The organism is Pseudarthrobacter sulfonivorans (assembly GCF_024391045.1).
GTDB lineage: Bacteria > Actinomycetota > Actinomycetes > Actinomycetales > Micrococcaceae > Arthrobacter > Arthrobacter sulfonivorans_B.
This window is the reverse complement of the sequence record NZ_JANFCZ010000006.1, coordinates 1-19311: the sequence shown is the minus strand read 5'-3', so window position 1 is coordinate 19311 and position 19311 is coordinate 1. Positions and strand designations below refer to the sequence as shown.

Genomic DNA, 19311 nt, shown 5'->3' with positions numbered 1-19311 from the left:
GGATCCGGGCAGCAAGGATGCGCCGACATGACATACGTCAACGACTTAGGTGTTGTGGGACCGGACGGCGTCACCATCGCCGGGGGCAAGGCCGTGGGCCTGGGCGGCCTCATCCAGGCAGGCTTGCCGGTTCCCCAAGGTTTTGTCCTCAACACTGCGGCCTATGCGGATTTCGTGGCGGCCAATCACCTCGAAGCTGACATCCGCGGACTGGCCACGCTGTCACCGCAGGCATCGCCGCAGGACTACGGGGATGCGTCCGCACGCATCCGTGCACTGTTCTCACAGGGCACGGTGCCGTCCGGCATCGCCGCCGAACTGGACGCCGCCTACGGCCGGCTCGGCGATGGGAATACCGCTGTTGCGGTGCGGTCCTCCGCCACGGCAGAGGACCTCACCACGGCAAGCTTCGCCGGGCAGCAGGAAACCTACCTGAATGTTGTGGGGGCCGGGGCCCTGCACGCGGCAGTGATCGATTGTTGGGCTTCCCTGTGGACGGCGCGGGCCATGGCCTACCGTGCCCGTGAGGGCATCGCGCCGGAGTCTGTCCGCCTTGCAGTGGTGGTCCAGCGCATGGTCGAGGCCGACGCCGCGGGCGTCATGTTCACGGCGAACCCGGCCAACGGGCGTCGCGACCAGACGGTGATCAGTGCCGCGTGGGGCCTGGGCGAGTCCGTGGTCAGCGGAACGGTCACCACGGATGACATGGTGGTCGATGCCGGGACGGGCCGTGTGCTGTCGCGCCGGACAGCGGACAAAGAGGTCATGACCGTGTACGCGGAGCGCGGCACGCAGGAGCAGCCGGTGGCGGCAGCCCGCCGTCGTGAGCCCGTCCTTGATGACGCTGCAGCCGCAAGGCTGGCGGACCTCGGAACGCGGATCGCCGGCCACTTCGGGATGCCGCAGGACATTGAGTGGGCGAGGGCCGGCGGCGAGTTCTTCATCCTCCAGTCCCGGGCCATCACGGCGCTGCCCGAACCGGCGGCCGACGCCCCGCAAACCTGGCCTGTCCCGTATCCGAAGGGGATGTACTTCCGGGCGAGCATCGTGGAGCAGCTGCCGGATCCGCTCTCGCCGCTCTTCGCCGACCTCATCGACGGCTCGGTGGCCCGCTCCCTGCAGGCGCTCTTCGGCGCGGCCATCGGCCAGGGCGCCGTCCGCGACGGCGACGTCCGGCTGCCGACCGTCAACGGCTACGCCTATTACTACTACCGCAACTCGGGCATGTGGCGGATGATGGCGAAGTCGCCCGCAGCCTTCCGCGCCCTGTTCCGCGGCGAGGCGCACATGGGCGTGGCCGGGTGGCGGGATTTTTCCCATCCCCGCTATGAACGGGTGATCCACGACTGGTCCGCGAGGCCCGTCCGCGACCTGTCCGGTGAGGAGCTGATCGAGGGCGTGCAGGCGCTGCTGGACGCCGGCACCGTGTACTACACGGCGGTGCAGTCCATCATTCCGTTGGCCGCCACCAGCGAAATTTCCTTCCGCGCGTTCTACGACAAACTGGTCAAGCGGCACGGCGATCCGCCCGCCCAGTCCTTCCTCCTCGGCTATGACAGCGAGCCCATCCGGGCCGAAAAATCGCTCTACGGACTGGCCGGCTGGGTCCGTGGCGTCCCCGGACTGACGGCCGCAATAAGCGAAACCCCGACGACGGCGCTCGCCGGGTCCCAGCGCACTGGTGCACCGCCCGCGGGGATGGACGCTGAGCTGTGGCAGCAATGGCAGCCGCGTTTCCAGGAGCATCTGGACCGGTACGGCCACGCCGTCTATAACCTGGATTTCGCCAGCCCGGTCCCTGCCGATGAGCCGAACACCCTGATCGAGACCGTGAAGTTCTATCTGCAGGGACACGGCACCGATCCGAACGAACGGCAGCGCCTCTCCGCTGAACGCCGCGAAAGCCTGACGGCGGAGATGACGGCGCGGCTCGGGCCGCGCCGCCGCGCCGTATTCCTTCGGTTGCTCCGGTGGGCCCAGACCGCCGCACCGATCCGTGAGGACGCCCTGGCCGACGTCGGGCTTGCCTGGCCGCTCTTACGGCGGATGCTCTTTGAACTGGGCCGGCGGCTGGTGGAATCCTCGGTCATCGCAGAACCTGACGACGTGTTCTGGCTGCGCTTCCAGGAACTGCACAGCGCCGTCGAGTTCGGCCTCGCCGCGCCGGGTACGCCAGCCCCCGGTGCCCCGGCCGTGGCCATTACCGGAGCGGCCCGCCCGGTCCGCGCCGGCGTCGTCGAGGAGCGCAGGATGCTCTGGCGCGGCCAGGCGAAGGCAACAGCCCCGCAACTGCTCCCGGAGAGCCGCTGGATGGAGCGGGCGTTCGGGTCCATGATGCCGGCGCGCCAGCACCAGCCCGGTGCCGTCATCAAGGGCGTCGGCGCCAGCGCCGGGCGGGTCAGCGCTCCCGCACGGGTCCTGGGCGGGCCGCAGGACTTCGGCCGGATGGAGCCAGGCGATGTGCTGGTCGCCCGCATCACCACTCCCGCCTGGACGTCGCTGTTCGCGATGGCTTCAGCGGTGGTTACCGATGTTGGCGGCCCGCTGAGCCACAGCTCCATCGTGGCGCGGGAGTACGGAATCCCGGCCGTCCTCGGCACGGGGGTGGCCACCCAGCGGATTAGCAGCGGCCAACGGATCAGCGTGGATGGCGACGCCGGAACCGTCACCATCGAGCCTTCCTCCGGTGCCGCGGACGGGCTGCCGCGGACCCCGGATAACAGCTAAGCGTCAGCCGAGCCGGAAGTGTGGGCTGCATCGGATGTGTGCTTCGCCGGCCGGGGCCGGTCATCGGGCACCAGGCTGAAGGCGCCTTCCTCTTCGAGGGCGTTGTGGAGTCTGAGGATGGCGTAGAGGCCGTAGAGCAGGCGCCGGAGTTCGATGACGTCCTCGGAGCGGGCATCCTTTTCAAGGCCGTTCAGCAGGCGGTGGAGCCGGCTGATGAGGTGTTCGATTTCGGCGTGCGTGCGGCTCATGTCGGCTGTCGCGTTCGATCCGCCGAGAGCGCGGGCAACCAACGGCACCAGGAGTTCCTCGTCGGCGCGTTCGTGCGGGAGCAGTTCGTTCTCGAGGCGGCCCAGCAGGATCCGTGCCGGACCCAGGTCCGGGTCGCGGGTCGTGAGGGCGTCTGCGACGGAGCGTATTTGTTCGACGACGGCGCTCACGGCGTCGTGCTGCAGTTTCAGTTGGCGCGCAGTGGCGATATCTGCCGGTGCCATGTTGATGGTGTGGGACTTGCCGGGGATCACCGCTCGCAGGGCCAGGCCGATCGCGAGGATGTCGATGAACTCCTGCAGCACTGCTCCGGCCGCCGGTGCGAGGAAACCGGCGGCTGCTGCGACCATTGCGGCCAGCGAGAGGCCCATGCCCACCACCACGGCCTGCCTGCCGATGCCCATGGACCGGCGCGCGATGAGGATGGCGTCGGCGAGTGCGTCGATGCGGTCCACGGTCAGCACCACGTCGGCGGCCTCCGAGGATGCGGTTGCGCCCCGTGCTGCCAGGGCCACGCCCACCCCCGCGGCGGCGAGCGCGGGAGCGTCGTTCACGCCGTCCCCCACCATGATGGTCGGGGCGCCGGAGGATTCAGCGGTGATCACCTGGAGCTTCTCGCCCGGGTCACAGTCGGCCCGCACGGAATCAACTCCAACCACCCGGCCCACTGTGTGCGCGATGTCTTCCCGGTCACCTGTCACCAGGACAATCCTGCTGATGCCGGCACCGCGCAAGGCCCGGATCATGCGCGGGGCGTCGGGTCTGACCGGGTCCTCCAGCAGGAACGCCCCGCAGGGTTCGCCGTCGACGGCGATGAACACTGTCAGGGATCCGTCAAGGTCAGCGCGCCGGCGCACCTGGCGCACCCATCCCGGTTCGGAACCGGGTGCGATCCAGGCGGCCTTGCCGAGCCTGACGTTGTGGCCGCCCACCGTCCCCTGGAGTCCGTAGCCGTGTTCCTCCCGGACGTCGTCGGGCATTTCCAGCACCAGGTTCCGGCGGGTGGCCGCGGTCACGATCGCGCTGGCCAGGACATGGGGTGAGACCTGGTCGAGGGAGGCTGCCAGCCGCAGGATCTCGTCGGCGTCAACCGTGTCACCGGCCGTGACCGTGTCAGCCAGGGTGGGCTGCCCCCGGGTGAGCGTTCCTGTTTTGTCGAAGAGCGCCGCCCTGCCCGCAGCGAGCCGTTCGAGGGCGCCGCCGCCTTTGATCACCACGCCTATGCTCGCCGCCCGCGATAGTCCGGACATGATCGCGATCGGCGCTGCCAGCAGCAGCGGGCAGGGTGTCGCCACGACGAGGACCGCCACGGCCCGCACCGGATCAGAACTGAGCGCCCAGGCCGCCCCGGCCAGGACCAGGGTCAGCGGGACAAAGAAGCCGGCGAACCGGTCCGCGGTGCGCACGAAGGGAGCTGAAGCCGCCTGGGCCTGCTCCACCAGGCGCACCACGCCCGCATACGTCGAGTCCGCGGCGGTTGCGGTTGCCATCACGTCGATGGGTGCACCGGCGTTGACCACGCCGCTGCGGAGGTCTTCGCCAACGACCCTCTCCACCGGCAGGGATTCGCCGGTCAGGGCGGACTCGTCGAGGATCCCCGCCGACAGGAGCCGGCCGTCAACGGCGAGGACTTCGCCGGTGCCAACCACAATGAGGTCGCCTGCCGCGAGGACCTCGACGGGAACTGATTCCACGCCGCTCTGGACCTTCCTGCGGGCTGTGCGGGGCGCACGCTCCACGAGCAGGCTCAGCTCCCGCCGGGCCCGGGCCTGCGCCCGTGCCTCCAGCAGCCTGCCGGTCGCAAGCATGACCGTGATCATTGCTCCGGCGAAGGGCTCGTTGACCCACAGCGCCCCGCCCAAAGCCAGCACCGCAATGATGTCCACGCTGGCCTGCCGCCTGCGGAGCGCGCCCGCCACCCAGGCGACGGCGAACACCAGTCCAAGGACGGTTCCCACCACCCAGACCAGCTCCGCCGCCTGGTACTCGCCAAACAGCCAGGCCGCGCCACCCCCCGCCAGAAGGACGGTGGACGAAACGAAAAACAGCAACTCGATGCGGTCACGGAGGAACGTCATGAGCCCATACTCACATGCAGGAGTGGCTTCGAAGTACCGCCGAAAGGCCCGCGGGACGTTCGCCCCTACCGTGATGGTGCGGGCATACCGGAAACTGGGCAGGATTCTGGTGGCATCTTCACAGGAGGAACCATGGGCAGGTCCTCGCTTTGGGCCCTCACATGAGGCCGGCAAAGACTGCGGCGCGTAAGCCCGACCGGACGCTCATCGCCATCCTGGCCGTGATCGCGCTGCTGGTGGTTGTGGCGTTGGCGGTTGTCTTTACCCGTGGCGGGCCGGAGACCCTGGATGCCTCCACACCCCAGGGAGTGGTCCAGCGGTACAGCACGGCAGTCATCGCGGGCGATACGGCCACAGCCAACTCCTACCTCACTGATACAGCCAAATCCGTGTGCCGCGGCTACTACGAAAGCGGCCAACGTCCCGTCCGGGTGGTTCTGATCGCCACCACGGAGCGGGACGACTCGGCCCTGGTGCGGGTGTCCCTGGTCAGCTCAGGCGGGGGCGGCCCCTTCGGACCGTCCGAGTATGAGATGGAGGATCGTTTCGCGCTGGTAAAGGCCAGTGGCAGCTGGCGGATCGAACAGGCACCGTACCAGCTGGTGTCGTGCACCGGATTGACCAAGCCGTGAACGCCACCGCCACTGCGCCGCGTTTGCCGGCGGGTTCAGCCCAGGCCACGCTCCGCCGCCTGATCCTCTACGTGCTGTTGTTCGCCCTCGTGGTCATCACGGCTGTAGGGCTGAGCGGGCTGCTGGAACGCCTGTTCAGCACCGGCGCGGTGGTGGCATCCACTGACGTGGCAGGAGTGGCCCGTTCCCTGGCCTTCACGCTGATCGGCGGGCCGCTCGCCGCCCTCCTATGGTGGTTTGTTTGGCGGCGGCTTGACGATCGGGCGGAGCGTGGCTCCGCGGCGTGGGGCCTGTACCTGTCTGCCGTCTACACAGTCTCGATGATCTCCGCTGTAACGGGCCTTCTGGCAACGGCGGCCTCCTTCATCGGCAGCCAGGAACCCCTGTGGTATTCGCCGTTGGCGACGGGGATCGTCTGGGCAGGCATCTGGATCTGGCACCGCTGGATGTGGCAGCACCCCCTCAAGCAGCCCGAAGCCCTGGAGGACGTCCCTGCCGTCATCGGGTGGGTCTTCGGGCTGCTGGTGGGCGGGTTCGCAGCCATCAATGCGTTGGGCAGCCTGCTCGATGTGGCGATCCGCGGACACATGAGCCTGACCCCGGAGGTGGAGGGGTGGTGGCAGCCCGTCCTGCGTGCCGTGGTTTGGGCAGCGGGCGGAACCGTCGTGTGGTGGTGGCACTGGTTCAGGGGCGGTGGCCGAAAAATGGGAACCGCCCTTGTGGACGTCGCCCTCGTCGGGGTGGGGATCTTCGCCGCGGGCATCACGGCCGTCGCGGGCGCCGGCGTCGTGGTTTTTGTGCTCCTGAGAACGGTATTCGACCGGTCCTCCCCCCTGAGCGAGCTGCTCGCGCCGCTTGGCCCGGCCCTCGCCGCAGCCGCGATCGGGCTCCTCATCTGGCGTTTTCACCGCGTCATCGGAGCTGAGCGGTCGGTGGGCACCAGGCGTGCGGGCCGGCTGGTCACGTCCGGGGTGGCTTTGGCGGCTGCCGCAACCGGCGTTGGCGTGGTCATCAACGCTTCCCTTGCCATGGCGGTTTCGCCCCTCGCCGGCAGCGGCACCCGCACCCTGCTCCTGGGCGGCCTCAGTTCCCTCCTCGTGGGCGGTCCCGTCTGGTGGCGGGCGTGGCGGCCGCTGAGGCAGCCCCAGACCGCGGACGAAATTCAGCCCGGCAGGCGCGTCTACCTCATCGCTTTTTTCGGCATCAGCGCAGTGGTGGCGCTGGTGGCCCTGCTCATCATTGGCTACCGGATCTTCGAGTTCCTCCTGGAAGAGGCAACCGGGGGGAGCCTCCTGGAGCGGATCCGCGCCCCACTGGGCCTGCTGGTGTCGGCCGGTTTGGTGGCTGCGTACCACTTCGCCCAGTGGCGCCGCGAGCATGCCCTCCTCGCCGCCGGCTCAGGGGCCAAGGCCCGCACCGTCGGTCAGGTCATCCTGGTGACGGCCGCGGATCCAAAGCGGCTCTCCGAGGCGATTGCCGCCGCGACCGGCGCCCAAGTCACGGTGTGGAAAAGGGCCGACGCCGGCGGGCCGGTACCGCCCGGAGTCGCCTTGGAAGACGGGCTGGCTGAACGGGTGGTCGGTGCACTCACCGGCGTCACTGCAGCACGCCTCCTGCTGGTGGTGGGTCCGCCGAACGGCCGGCCGGCGCGGATCGACGTCATACCGTTGGACGTCACATGATTGCCATAGTGCCCGTTGCTAGATGAAGGTGAGTGCAATGAGTGGAGCAGTTCATTTCACCGGGGAACCAGCCGAGATCCATTGGACCCCGCAACCAACCGCCGTCGTCCGCGAAACCGTGGCGATGGGTGCCCTTTCCGACTTCTTCAGCCGGGCCTTCGGGGCTGTGATGGCGGAAACGCAGAGGCAGAATGTCCAACTCGCCGGACCGCCGTTCGCCCTGTACCGGGGGATGCCGACGGAAACAGTGGACGTCGAAGCAGGCTTTCCGATCGCGGGCGGCCTGTCGGACACCGAAACGGTGGCCACCGGCACTCTGCCTGAGACCGATGCGTTCGAGGCCATCCACACCGGTCTGTACGAAAGACTGGGTGAGGCCTACTCGGCGATCCAGGAACGCATCAGGGCTGCCGGCAAGACTCCGTCCGGCACCATGTGGGAGTTCTATTTGAACGGACCGCCGGCCGAAACCGACCCCTCCAAATGGCAGACGCGGATCGTGTGGCCGGTTCTCTGATGCTGAACTCCTTCAAGCTCCTGCTGCTGGTGTTTGCCCTGCTGCTGGGCGGCGGGGCCGCCGCGCTCGCCGTCACGCCAACGGGCGTCGTGATTGAGGACCGGGCCGGCGTGCTGGACCGCAACACCCTCGTCCCGGCCATCAATGCCATCGAGTTCCATGAGCCCACCAAGGTGGCCATCTACACCTACAACGGGAGTGCCGCCGACAACCTGAACGAAGAGGTGCTCCGGTTTGCCCGGGCCGAACACCCGGACTGGATCAGCGGGGACGGGCAGAAATGGGCCGATGGTCTCTTCATCTTCGCCCTCGATCCCGTGGGCCGGCACGTGGGCACCTACATGGGCGAGGACCGCAAGGTTTCCCTGGACCAGCGCGATGACATCCAGAACGCCGCGAAGGACCTCCTGCGCGACGCCCAGTGGACGGACGGCACCATAGCGGGAGTCCGCCGTGGCGCCGAACTGATCAACCAGCCGTGGTACCAGTCCGCGGCTTTCGTGATCACTGCCTGGGTGACGGGTGCGCTCGCCGCGGCGGGGGCTGCTGCCCTGCTGATCGTGCGGGCCGTCACGAGGGCGGACAGCCGCAAGGAGCTGGCGCGGGGAGACCGGAGCTACGCCAACGTCAGCTCCGACCTGGATGTCACCGAACTGAACGCGGGAACCATCCCCGCGTCCTCTTCCTACGGCAGCAGTGTCCTGGAGAAGCACCGAACCTTCCTGACCCGCTACAACACCGCCACAGGGCTGTCGAACCGCGTGCACGCCCTGACACCGCGGGAGCTGAGCCGCAGGCCAAACCTCAAGCTGGTACGGGACTATGCGGACGCGGCCGCCGAACTCGATGCCCTGGATGACGTCATTGCCGACAGCAACGCACTGCTGAACCGGTTGAACACCTGGCCAACGGCCTGGGACCGTCAGCTGGCTCCCTTCCGCAGCGACCTGGCCGGACTGGAGCAACTGCTCAGTAAGCGTCACGGGCAAGGCGACTCCGCAACAGCCGCGGCCTTGCGGTCCTTCCGGGATCAGAGCCTGGCGGAAATCGAACGCTGGACCGCCCAGCTCAGCGACGGGACCCTCACACCGGAACAGGCGTTGGATCACCTTCGCGATGCGCGCAACCGTTTGTCGGACCTGCTGAAGCAGCACACGGAAACCGTGATCGCCGGTTTTGCCAAGACCGAACGCGAAGCCAAACTCATGCGCAAGGGAATGGAGGACGCGCAGCAGGGCACGGACGGCCGCCACCGGCGAAGCCATGAACCCAGCATCCTCGGCACCGTCTACCCCTCGTACTATTTCTTCTCCGTCCCCGCCTTTAACTCCGGCCTCAACACCGGCGTCGGCAGTGTCAGCTCTGCACGGGGCGGCGGCGGAACCACCGGCTACGGGAGCAGCGGCGGTAGCTTTTCCGGCTCCGGCAGCTCCTCCAGTTTCTAGGTGACTTTCGGCCCTACACGGCCAATGCCCTAAGCCGCAGGCTGGGAGCAGCACCGGTCCACTGAAGGGAATACGTTATGGCCGAGCCGGCATCAGAGGAAGCCATGTTTGTGGTGGGCGTGGACGGCTCGGAGGCATCCGTGGAGGCGCTCCGGCAGGCCCAGCGGCTGGCTGCCCCCATCGGAGCCAAAGTACTCGCCACCGCATACTGGGACGATCCGCAGGTTTACGCCGGGTACGTGGCCATGGGCATAGACCGGTTCGAGGAACGCGTCATGATTGTCCTCAATGACGCCCTAAAACAGGCCTTCGGTGACGACATCCCGGCCAACATCATCCCCCGCGTCGTCCGGGGCCATCCCAGGGATTCCCTCATCGATGCCAGCCGCCATGCGGACATGATCATTGTTGGCAGGCGCGGCCACGGCGGGTTCGGCGGCCTGCTCCTGGGATCTGTCAGCTCAGCCTGCGTCGCCCACGCGCACTGCCCCGTCCTGGTTGTTCACAGCCCCGACAAGAAAACGAAGGAAACCCAGCCGTGAGAACGTCAAAGCCGATCGCCGTCGCCACCAATGATTCGCCGCAGAGCCGGGCCGCCGTGGAGTGGGCTGCCCGCCGGGCGGCCAGTGCCGGCCTGCCGCTGGTCATCCTGTATGTAGTGGACGACCGGTGGGTGGCGGAGCCCGTCCCGTGGACCGGGGAAATGGTGAAGCGGGGTGAAACGCTGCTGGAAACTGCTGCCGGCCGCGTACGGGACAAGATTCCGGCTGAGATCACCACCAAAGTGCTGGAGGGAGGCATTTCCGGTTCGCTGCGGAAGTACTCCACGCAGGTGTCGATGCTGGTGGTCGGCTCCGGAGCCACGCATTTGGGTGGCTCCCTGACGGACCGGGCCCTGCAGGTGGCCGCCGCAGCGAAGTGTCCGGTCGCCGTCGTCGGCGTCACGGAGTCCGACGACGGGCAGGGCGTGGTGGTAGGGGTGGACGGCTCGGAGGAAGCCACGCAGGCTGTGGCGTTCGCGGCCGCCGAGGCGGACCGGGAAGGCCAGGAATTGACGGTGGTTTACGCCGTGTGGGAACCGGACAAATGGGTCGACAGTGGCGCCCTGACCGAGACCCTGACGCAGCGCATTGAGGACGAGGAACAGATGGTGCTGGCCGAGACGGTCTCCGGCCTGAGCGAGGACTACCCGGACCTGGTGGTGCACAAGATCCTCGACACCAAGCGGGAACCGGCCGAGGCGCTGATCCAGGCCGCGGCAGGTGCCAAAATGCTGGTGGTTGGAAGCCGGGGCAGGGGCGGATTCAAGCGGCTGCTCCTCGGTTCCACGGCGCACGCTGTCCTCACGCAGCTTCCGTGCCCCACGGTCATCACGCCCATCCACCGCAAATAGCGCCAGACGTAGTAGCCTGCGAGCATGCAAAGCGACACTTCGGGATCCGGGACGGAAGTCCTCAACGTACATGACTGCTGGAAATACCTCCGATCAGCCTCCGTCTGCCGGGTTGCCCTGGTCCGTGACGGGGAGCCGGAAATCTTCCCCGTTAACTATGTTCCCGAGAACGGCACGGTGATCTTCCGCACCGGATCAGGAACCAAGTTGGAGGCCGTGCTGGGCGGCGGTTCCATCGCGTTGGAAGCCGACGGACTCAACAGCTACGGAACCATAGCCTGGAGCGTCATCGTCAAGGGCACGGCCGCGGTGGTTCACTCGCAGGAGGACTTCCAGGAGGCGGCGGATGCCGGGCTGTCACCGTGGGAAACCGGGAGCAAGGACCACCTGGTGCGGGTCACGCCGTCGGCGATCAGCGGCCGGCGCTTCGTGATTAATCCCCCATCGCGCTGGTGGCCGCCGCTGGAGTCCGTGCAGGACTGATTCTGTGCCGGACTGGTTCCGTGCCGCACTGATTGTGTGCCGCACTGACGCTTAGGCCGTACTGACGCGGCCTGACGGTAGTGGCGCACTGCCGCCGCGGAGGAACCTCAGGCGCCGGTGGCGGGATCCGACGGCGGCACCTGGTTTTCCGGGGGCACGGAGGTTTCCGGCGGCAACGGATTGACCCGCGGGGCAGAAGCATCCGGCGGGACCGCCCCGTTCAACGGGACAGGGCCCCGCCAGCCGGCATCCCCGGCACCCTGATCCAGGCGGAACGGCGGGTACTCGTCGCGCATGAGGGCCGCATAAGTGACCACCCGATAGATCCAGCGGTTGAAGCCCATCAGCAGATCGAACAGCGGGCGCTGGTAACGGCCGGTGAACAGGAGGATCACGGCCGCGACCAGGACCAGGAAACCAAACAGGGCAACCCCTGTTGCCGTCTCGTACCTGATACCCGGGTTACGGGGGTCGCTCCATCGGACGGTGCTGGCCCCTGTCAGCGCGCCAATGATCAGCAGATGCGGCAGCGCCAGGAGCCAGCTTTTGACGAGCACCAGTCCGCGGGACAGCCGCTCCGGATATTCAACGTCAAAGTCCGCGGGGTAGTCCGTCCTGGCCAGTGTGAAGGGCGGATACCTGTCCGTTCCCAGTGCAGAGTAGGCGTAGAAGGACACCCGCCAGTTCCAGCGCAGCACTCCTACGTTGAAGTTGAAGAGGGACCGTGGGTAGCGGCCGGTGAAGAGGATGGCGAACCAGGCAATGACGGTGACCACCACGAACGCGAACCAGAGAAAGAACAGCACAACAAAATGCGGGATGGCCAGGAACCATTTCACCAGCCACAGCCATCTGGACAGCACGGGATCAAGTTCGCCGCGGAGCGCCGCCGGATAGGGCCTCATGTCGGCGGCAGCCCGGAAGCCTGTGACTTGGTTGCCCGTGGACTGCGCGGCCCCGACGCCGGTCGGCCCGCTGTGCGGGGCACCATAGGGCGCGGGCACCGAATACGCGCCTGCCGCCGGCGTTGCAGGCTGCCCTGGTAGCGGCTGCGCTGGTGACGGCTGTACCGGTGACGGCTGCGCTGCATGGCGCCCCAGCCCCTGCGCGCCAAAGATCAGGAGCGGCACGCCGATAACGAGCAGGATGGCTCCTGCTGCCAGCAGTCCCGCTGCTATCGGACCGAACAGCTCGGACCGGAACCCTGCCTGCAGGTCCGTTGATATTCCCGGGCTGGCATCGGCATTCATGACCACCACGGACCAGTCCCCGGCAGCGATCTTCCAGTCCAGGTTCCTTTCGCCGCCGCCTGCCGCGGACGCCACCCAGAAGGTCTGGTCTGCCGGCCTCGCTGGTTGGGACGTGCCCGGCACCTCCCGGTATTCGGTACGGAACGGCCGGAACTGGACCTCCCGCAATTCGGAGAAGTTAGCTCCGGAAAGATAGCGGTCAACATCGTCCCTTGGCGCAATGCCGATGAAGATGTCTTTACCGGGGCTGACGGACGCCGCCGTTATCCTGATGCTGCCCACGTCAAAGGGCAAGGGGGCCGGGTAGGTATCGCCCCGGATTCCATCGGCCCGCGCGGACACTATGGCCGTGGAATCCACCGCAAACCGCTCCCGCGGAGAGGTGAGGTATCCGCCGTCGTTCTGGAGCGCGTTAACCCACGATGCTGCCATGCCCCCGAACAGCAGCCCCACACCCAGCATGGAGAACAGAATGCCGACAACGAGCAGGGTGATGGAACGGGCTTTCACGGGAGTCCTTCCGTCGTAGGAACAACGCGGCTCCGCACCCCCTGCTGTGCAATGAGTCCCTCCAAGGGTGAGGCCGCGGTGCCCGGTTGGGTAGGGCCAAAGGTCACGGCCGCGGCTCCGGCGCCCGCCGCGGCCCCGTTTGGGCCGTTGGACCCTTGTGGCGGCACCGCAGTTCCTAAAGAATGATTCAGGCGCAGGCACGGCGCCCCCGCGCGATGCACCGGGGACGCAGAAGGGATCATGATGAACGCCTCAACAGCACCCGAACCCGGCGTTGAACCGTCCAACGACGGAATCCGGGTGTTCATCCTTGACGACCACGAGTTGGTGCGCCGGGGCTTGGAGGATCTGCTCGAAAGCGAGGGATTCGTCGTTGTGGGTATGTCCGGTTCTGCTGCTGAAGCAGCCCGTCGGATCCCTGCCCTGCGTCCTGATGTGGCAATCCTTGATGCGCGGTTGCCCGACGGGACCGGGATAGAGGTATGCCGGGACGTGCATTCGGTCGATGACACGATCAACTGCCTGATCCTCACAAGCTACGACGACGAGCAGGCACTCCGCGGTGCAGTGCTCGCCGGTGCCGCGGGGTACGTCCTGAAGGAGATCGGTGGTTCCGACCTCATTGGGGCCCTTCGCCGCGCTGCCCGGGGAGAATCACTGTTCGACGCCGAACTGAAGGCCAGGATCGTGCAGGGCCTCGCCGAGCCGGAACAGGTGGACCCGCGGATCGCCGTCCTGACCAACCAGGAGCGCAGGGTGTTGGAGTTTATCGGCGAAGGACTGACGAACCGGCAGATCGGCGAGCGCATGCTCCTCGCCGAAAAGACTGTCAAGAACTATGTCTCGTCCCTGTTGGCGAAGCTGGGGTTTGAACGGCGGACGCAAGCGGCAGTCCATGTGGCGCAGCACCGCGACCGGTAGCACCTGCGCGCGATAGCTGGGCGCCCTGCGGAACCCAAGGGAGGTGGGTGGCCTAGAACACCGGGGCCTTCCAGGTCAGTGCCGTTCCGGTATCCGGAGAACTGGTGACCTCGAAGGTGCCGCCGAGCTTGCTGGCCCTCTGTTCCATGTTGGTCATACCGTTGCCGGGATTCCGCTCGCTGAATCCCGCGCCGTTGTCCTGGACCCGGACGGACACGAACCCGTCCTCCACAGCTACGGCCACGCGGATGGCATCCGCCCCTGAGTGCCGGACGGCGTTACTCAGCCCTTCAGTCACCACGGCCAGGATGTTTGAGGCGGTTTCCTCGTCCCTGATTGCGTCGATGGGTCCCGTCAGGGTGAGCCGGGGAACAAAACGGAGTGACCTCCCGGCCCCGCGCACCGCCTGCAGGACCCTGCTGCTCAGCAGCTCCTTCTCCGTGGTGGAACCGTTCAGCGAGTAGATGGTGTTGCGAAGCTCCCGGATCACCTCGTCCAGTTCGGCGGTCACCGTTTGGAGGGTCCGCGCCGCCGACTCGCCCGTGATCAGGCGCCGGAGGCTCTGGATGCTGAGCCCTGCCGCAAAGAGCCGCTGGATGACGAGATCGTGCAGGTCACGTGCGATCCTGTCGCGGTCAGTGAAGACTGCCAGTTGCTCCCGCATGCGATGAGCACGGGCCAGTTCGAGGGCAAGCGCCACATGTGAACCGAATACCGCGCCCATCTCAACATCGGTCTTGCTGAACGCTCCTGCCGCACCTTCACGGATCAGCACCAGAAGCCCGTGGTGGGTGCCGCGGGCGCTGAGGTCCACGACCAACAGCCGGCCGTTGTCCGGCACCGGGCCGCCGCTGAGGGCCGCCGAGGCGTCGTCGATGACAGCGGCCTGACCCGTTGCAAAGGCGGCTTCCACCTCCCGGGGATCAAACAAGGAAAGCCGGCCGGCCCATTCCGGCGCGGCACTTCCCGCGGCTCCGGCCACACGGAAAAGGTTGGAATCCTTTTCCGGAACCAGGATGAGGGCAAGGCAAGCACTGGACTCCTGATGCGCCCTGGCGGCGATCATGTCCAGGCCCTCGCCCTGGCCCACAGGGGCGTCTTCATCGCCCATCACCTTGCCGGTCACGTCCATGCATGCCTGGAGCCAGGCTGTCCTGCGCCGGGCTTCATCGTAAAGCCTGGCATTTTCTATGGCGACGCCGGCGGCGGCAGCAAACGCCTCCGCCAGACCTTCATCCTCGTCGGTAAAGTCGCCCCCGCCCTTCTTCTGGGTGAGGTAGAGGTTGCCGAACACGGAATCCCGGACCCGGACCGGCACGCCGAGGAACGATTTCATTTGCGGATGGTGCTTCGGGAACCCGTAGGCATCCGGATGCTGGCTAAGATCATGGAGTCGCAGCGGCTTCGGATCCCGGATCAGCAGCCCAAGAACGCCATGGCCTGTAGGGAGCGGCCCGATCTTGCCGGCAAGGCCATCCTCAATTCCCACAGTGATGAAGTGACTCAGACCCCGGTCACTCCCGATGACTCCCAGCGCTCCGTATTCCGCCTCCAGTAGATGGCAGGCCGAATTGACCACCCTGAGAAGTACAGCCTCCAGGCTGAGGTCCTCCGCAAGCGCCACCACAGCGTTCAAAAGCCCCTGCATCCGCTGCTGGGCACTCACCAGTTCCCCGGCCCGATCAACAAAGTCGTTCAGAAGTTCGTCCATCCGGGAGGTGGCAACCGGTTCCATGCCGTTAGCGGTCTGCCGGATGTATTCACTCACAGAAACCGCCTTCCGCGGACTTTTGATGCACACACCACTTGTGACGCACACGTAAGCGGACCGGCTGCAGCAGTCGCACACAGACTACGCCTCAATGCGCGATTCCTCCATGCCCCGGCGGACCGGTTTAGGGGTCTTTGTGCCCTACGTTCCCAGCGGTACCGTCCCTATGCTCGGGGGCATGACCACAGATGCATCGATACCGGAGACCGCCCACCTGCCAACAGAGGAATGCTGGCGGTTGCTGCGGGGCGCTTCAGTAGGCCGCCTCGCAGTCTGGGTGCAGGACCACCCCGAAATTTTTCCCATCAACTACAAGGTGCACCGTGAGGAGCTGGTCTTCCGGACGGGCGCCGGGACCAAGCTTGCGTCTGCTTTGGGCAAAATGGTGGCGCTTGAGGCGGATGGTGCGAACACGGAGTCGGGCGTCGCCTGGAGCGTGGTGGTGAAGGGGTCAGCCACGGCGTTGCCCCGCACCCCCGAACTTGTGGCCGCGATGGGGCAGTTGCTTTTTCCTTGGGAGACCGGCCGGAAGGACCACTTCCTGCGCATTGTGCCGGAGGAAGTCAGCGGACGGCGGTTCAGGATTGCTGCGCCGCTCACGTGGGGCGGTTCCCTGGATGAGGCAACCCGCGCCGGGCTGGAATAACCCCGGATGAGGGCGTGGTGGGTGGAGGAGCCCGGTCCCATCGCATCCGGTCCCCTACGACTGGGCGAGCGGCCCGATCCGGCCCCCGGGCCGAATGAGGTCCTGCTTTCCGTCCGTGCATGTGGCGTATGCCGCACAGACCTTCACCTCTCTGAAGGAGACCTCCCACCCCGGGGCCCCCGCATGATCCCCGGGCATGAAGTGGTGGCCGAGGTGGTGGGGCTGGGCGCGGGCAGCTCCCGGTTCCGCTTGGGCGACCGGGTGGGAGCAGCGTGGCTCGCCCGGACCTGCGGTTCGTGCCGGTTCTGCCGGCGCGGGGCGGAGAATCTGTGCCTCAACCCCACATTCAACGGGTGGGACACCGACGGCGGCTACGCGGAGCTGATGGTCGCGCACCAGGACTATGTGTACGCCCTGCCCGAGGTGTTTTCCGATGAAAAAGCCGCGCCCTTGCTCTGTGCGGGGATCATCGGCTACCGGGCGCTTCGGTGCTCCGGACTCCCCCGCGGCGGCAGGCTGGGCATCTACGGGTTCGGCGGTTCCGCGCACCTGACAGCCCAAATGGCCATCTACGAAGGCGCGAGCGTCTACGTCATGACACGCTCGGCGGCGGCGCAGCGGCTTGCCCTGGAACTTGGGGCGCAGTTCGCCGGACCTGCTGACGCCGCGCCGCCCGAGCTGCTGGACTCTGCCATCCTCTTCGCACCCGTGGGTGCGCTGGTCCCTGTTGCGCTCAGGGCACTGGACCGTGGCGGTACCCTCGCCGTTGCCGGGATCCATTTGAGTGACATCCCGGTTCTTGACTACCAAAAGGACCTCTTCCAAGAGCGCCACCTCCGCAGCGTGACGGCCAACACCAGAGCCGACGGCCTGGAATTCCTGGCACTGGCCGGGAAAATCCCCCTCAACCCCACCACCGTGGCCTACCCCTGGACAGAGGCGCCCCGGGCATTGCTTGATTTGTCCCGGGACCGGTTCACGGGGGCTGCCGTGCTGCTCCGGTCAGCCTAACCTGCGGGGAATCGGACTGCCTTTCGTGCCCTTCGGCCCTAGGCGCACAGCCTGAACCTGGGGAATGGTAATGCCATGAGTGAAAGCAAAGGCATCCTCGTTGGAATTGACGGTTCGGAATATTCCCCCGCGGCGCTGCGCCTCGCCGGCCGGCTGGCGTCCGCCCTGGACGTCCCGCTGCATGTGGTCACGTGCCTGGGTTACTCCGACTTCTATCTTCCGGAACGTATTCCCCCTGGCGGGGACCTTCATACACCGGCAGAACTTGAGGCCATCGCCAGGCGCCTGATGGAACAGGCCATCGAGCGGGCCTTCGGCCAGGAGCGCCCCGGACACCTCTCCGCGGTGGTCAAAGTGGGTTCGCCGGCGAAGGTCCTGGTGGAAGAAAGCCGGAACGCCCAGCTTCTCGTCGTGGGCCGGCGCGGCCGTGGCGGCCTGCTGGGACAGCTCATGGGTTCGGTGAGCGCTGCCTGTACGGCACATGCGCATTGTCCTGTGGTGGTGGTCGGCGAGGAAGCGGGGGAAGACCATGGCACCAACCCATGACCCGGAAGCAATCGTGGTGGGGGTGGACGGGAGCACCCAGTCCATCACGGCACTGCGCTGGGCCGGGGCGCTGGCTCCGCTGCTCAGGGCCCGCATCCGGGCGGTAACCTGCTGGCAGTTCCAAATCACCGTCGGCACGTTCACGCCTGTCCTGTGGAACCCCGAGGAGGAAGCGCAGGACGTCTGTGCTGCCGCTGTTGCCGAGGCGTTCGACGGCGCCGCTCCGGCCGGACTCGAAATGGTCACCTCCCAGGGGCCGCCGGCCAAGGTCCTGGTGGACGAAAGCAGAACCGCGCAGATGGTCATTGTGGGCAGCCGCGGCCGAGGCGGATTTGAAGGCCTGCTGTTGGGTTCGGTGAGCGCGGCAGTTGCCGAGCACGCCACATGTCCCGTCCTGGTAGTGCACGGCACGGACCTGCCGGCAGCATTCTCGGTTGCTCCCGGGCAGCTTTCCACAGAACGGGGTGGCCAGACCGGGTCCAGCCATGTCACCTCCTGAGCGCATGGTGGTGGGCTACGACGGCTCGGCTGAGGCGGCAGCAGCGGTGCGCTGGGCTGCCCGGCACGCGGCTCAACTGGACTGTGAACTTCAGGTAATTCATTGCTCACTGTGGCCACTGCTGACAAATGACCTCGGACCCGTCAAAGGCATTGCCGGCAGCGGCCTGCGGCACCAGGCCCAGGCCACCCTTGAGGCAGGAAAAGCTGAAGCGCTGTCCGCGGCACCGCGGGTCGCCGTCCAGGGCACCCTCCTGTACGGGCTGCCGGCGGGCCATCTCCGCCGGATGGCCGGCGACGCCCGCATGCTGGTGCTTGGCAGCCGCGGGATCGGGGGTTTCCTGGGGCTTCTTGTGGGATCCGTGAGCCTGGAGCTCGCCGCCACGGCGTCCTGTCCCGTTGCGGTGATCCGGCTGGATAACCACCCCGGCGGACGCATCGTGGTGGGAATTGACCCGTCCGGGTACGGCGGGGCCCTCCGGCTCGCCTGCGGCCTGGCCAGCGCCACGGGAGCGGGACTGACGATCATCCACGTCATCCGGCCCCACGACGGTATGGCCTACGCCACCGCCGGAGGCATTGCGGCGGCCCGGCGTTTCCTCCTGAGGGTGGCCGACGACGCCAAGGCCCTTGCGCCGGACGTGGCAATCGGACAGGACCTGGTCCGGGATACCTCGGTTCCCCGGGCACTCCTCAATGCCTCCCGGGGTGCCGCCCTCCTGGTGGTCGGAAGCAAAGGCCACGGCCTCCTGAAAGGGACCGTCGGGTCAGCCGCCCATGCCATCCTGCACCACGCGACAGGCCCGGTGCTGATCTCCCGCACCTGAACCGCCCGCACTTGAACCCGGCCGCACCTGAACACGCCCGTAACTTGGCCCGGCGCCGTACCCGGGCACCGCCGTCGGACTTTCCGGGACTTTTGTCCCTTACCGCT

General features: G+C 67.1%; 17 protein-coding genes. 14 read left to right on the top strand and 3 right to left on the bottom strand.

Going from position 1 to position 19311, the window contains the following annotated elements; translation table 11 throughout:
• Positions 1 to 27: 27 nt before the first annotated feature.
• Positions 28 to 2727: a PEP/pyruvate-binding domain-containing protein gene (locus NQJ30_RS05675; RefSeq protein WP_255768804.1), complete on the top strand. Its 2700-nt coding sequence runs from the start codon at positions 28 to 30 to the stop codon at positions 2725 to 2727.
• Here the strand turns inward: NQJ30_RS05675 and NQJ30_RS05670 are convergent.
• Positions 2724 to 5072: a heavy metal translocating P-type ATPase gene (locus NQJ30_RS05670; RefSeq protein WP_255768802.1), complete on the bottom strand. Its 2349-nt coding sequence runs from the start codon at positions 5070 to 5072 to the stop codon at positions 2724 to 2726. The two genes, NQJ30_RS05675 and NQJ30_RS05670, sit on opposite strands and share 4 nt — an antisense overlap.
• Positions 5073 to 5233: 161 nt before the next feature.
• Between NQJ30_RS05670 and NQJ30_RS05665 the strand changes: the two genes are divergently transcribed.
• The 7 genes from NQJ30_RS05665 (at position 5234) to NQJ30_RS05635 (ending at position 11224) form a co-directional block, all read left to right on the top strand.
• Positions 5234 to 5704 (top strand): hypothetical protein, encoded by a 471-nt coding sequence (locus NQJ30_RS05665; RefSeq protein WP_255768800.1) that lies wholly within the window; start codon positions 5234 to 5236, stop codon positions 5702 to 5704.
• The gene (locus tag NQJ30_RS05660; RefSeq protein ID WP_255768798.1) at positions 5701 to 7386 is read left to right on the top strand and encodes a DUF5671 domain-containing protein; all 1686 of its coding nucleotides are present in this window, start codon (positions 5701 to 5703) and stop codon (positions 7384 to 7386) included. The genes NQJ30_RS05665 and NQJ30_RS05660 overlap by 4 nt, the downstream gene beginning before the upstream one ends.
• A 37-nt stretch (positions 7387 to 7423) precedes the next feature.
• The gene (locus NQJ30_RS05655) at positions 7424 to 7903 is read left to right on the top strand and encodes a GyrI-like domain-containing protein (protein WP_255768796.1); all 480 of its coding nucleotides are present in this window, start codon (positions 7424 to 7426) and stop codon (positions 7901 to 7903) included.
• Positions 7903 to 9348, top strand: coding sequence for a DUF5129 domain-containing protein (locus NQJ30_RS05650; RefSeq protein ID WP_374113224.1), 1446 nt, complete (start codon positions 7903 to 7905; stop codon positions 9346 to 9348). The genes NQJ30_RS05655 and NQJ30_RS05650 overlap by 1 nt, the downstream gene beginning before the upstream one ends.
• A 77-nt stretch (positions 9349 to 9425) precedes the next feature.
• The gene (locus NQJ30_RS05645) at positions 9426 to 9890 is read left to right on the top strand and encodes a universal stress protein (protein WP_255768792.1); all 465 of its coding nucleotides are present in this window, start codon (positions 9426 to 9428) and stop codon (positions 9888 to 9890) included.
• A complete protein-coding gene (locus tag NQJ30_RS05640; RefSeq protein WP_255768790.1) occupies positions 9887 to 10741 on the top strand; it encodes a universal stress protein in 855 nt (284 codons plus the stop codon). The genes NQJ30_RS05645 and NQJ30_RS05640 overlap by 4 nt, the downstream gene beginning before the upstream one ends.
• A gap of 24 nt (positions 10742 to 10765) precedes the next feature.
• Positions 10766 to 11224, top strand: a complete 459-nt coding sequence (locus NQJ30_RS05635; protein WP_255768788.1) for a pyridoxamine 5'-phosphate oxidase family protein — start codon at positions 10766 to 10768, stop codon at positions 11222 to 11224.
• A 107-nt stretch (positions 11225 to 11331) separates the two neighbouring features.
• Here NQJ30_RS05635 and NQJ30_RS05630 read toward each other — a convergent pair whose 3' ends face one another.
• Positions 11332 to 12936: a DUF4389 domain-containing protein gene (locus tag NQJ30_RS05630; protein WP_255769000.1), complete on the bottom strand. Its 1605-nt coding sequence runs from the start codon at positions 12934 to 12936 to the stop codon at positions 11332 to 11334.
• A gap of 288 nt (positions 12937 to 13224) precedes the next feature.
• Here NQJ30_RS05630 and NQJ30_RS05625 point away from each other — a divergent pair, with 288 nt between their 5' ends.
• Entirely contained in the window at positions 13225 to 13905 is a 681-nt protein-coding gene (locus NQJ30_RS05625; protein ID WP_374113220.1) for a response regulator, read from the top strand.
• A gap of 52 nt (positions 13906 to 13957) precedes the next feature.
• Here NQJ30_RS05625 and NQJ30_RS05620 read toward each other — a convergent pair whose 3' ends face one another.
• Positions 13958 to 15673, bottom strand: coding sequence for a sensor histidine kinase (locus NQJ30_RS05620; protein ID WP_308215150.1), 1716 nt, complete (start codon positions 15671 to 15673; stop codon positions 13958 to 13960).
• Positions 15674 to 15854: 181 nt separating this feature from the next.
• Here NQJ30_RS05620 and NQJ30_RS05615 point away from each other — a divergent pair, with 181 nt between their 5' ends.
• The 5 genes from NQJ30_RS05615 to NQJ30_RS05595 all read left to right on the top strand — a co-directional run bounded on the left by NQJ30_RS05615 (position 15855) and on the right by NQJ30_RS05595 (position 19204).
• On the top strand, positions 15855 to 16322 hold the full coding sequence (locus tag NQJ30_RS05615; RefSeq protein ID WP_255768787.1) for a pyridoxamine 5'-phosphate oxidase family protein: 468 nt from the start codon (positions 15855 to 15857) through the stop codon (positions 16320 to 16322).
• A gap of 6 nt (positions 16323 to 16328) precedes the next feature.
• The gene (locus NQJ30_RS05610) at positions 16329 to 17333 is read left to right on the top strand and encodes a zinc-dependent alcohol dehydrogenase family protein (protein ID WP_255768785.1); all 1005 of its coding nucleotides are present in this window, start codon (positions 16329 to 16331) and stop codon (positions 17331 to 17333) included.
• 75 nt (positions 17334 to 17408) lie between these two features.
• Positions 17409 to 17879 (top strand): universal stress protein, encoded by a 471-nt coding sequence (locus NQJ30_RS05605; protein ID WP_255768783.1) that lies wholly within the window; start codon positions 17409 to 17411, stop codon positions 17877 to 17879.
• Positions 17863 to 18378: a universal stress protein gene (locus NQJ30_RS05600; RefSeq protein ID WP_255768782.1), complete on the top strand. Its 516-nt coding sequence runs from the start codon at positions 17863 to 17865 to the stop codon at positions 18376 to 18378. Before NQJ30_RS05605 ends, NQJ30_RS05600 begins: the two co-directional genes overlap by 17 nt.
• Positions 18365 to 19204, top strand: a complete 840-nt coding sequence (locus NQJ30_RS05595; protein WP_255768780.1) for a universal stress protein — start codon at positions 18365 to 18367, stop codon at positions 19202 to 19204. The genes NQJ30_RS05600 and NQJ30_RS05595 overlap by 14 nt, the downstream gene beginning before the upstream one ends.
• Positions 19205 to 19311 lie beyond the last annotated feature (107 nt).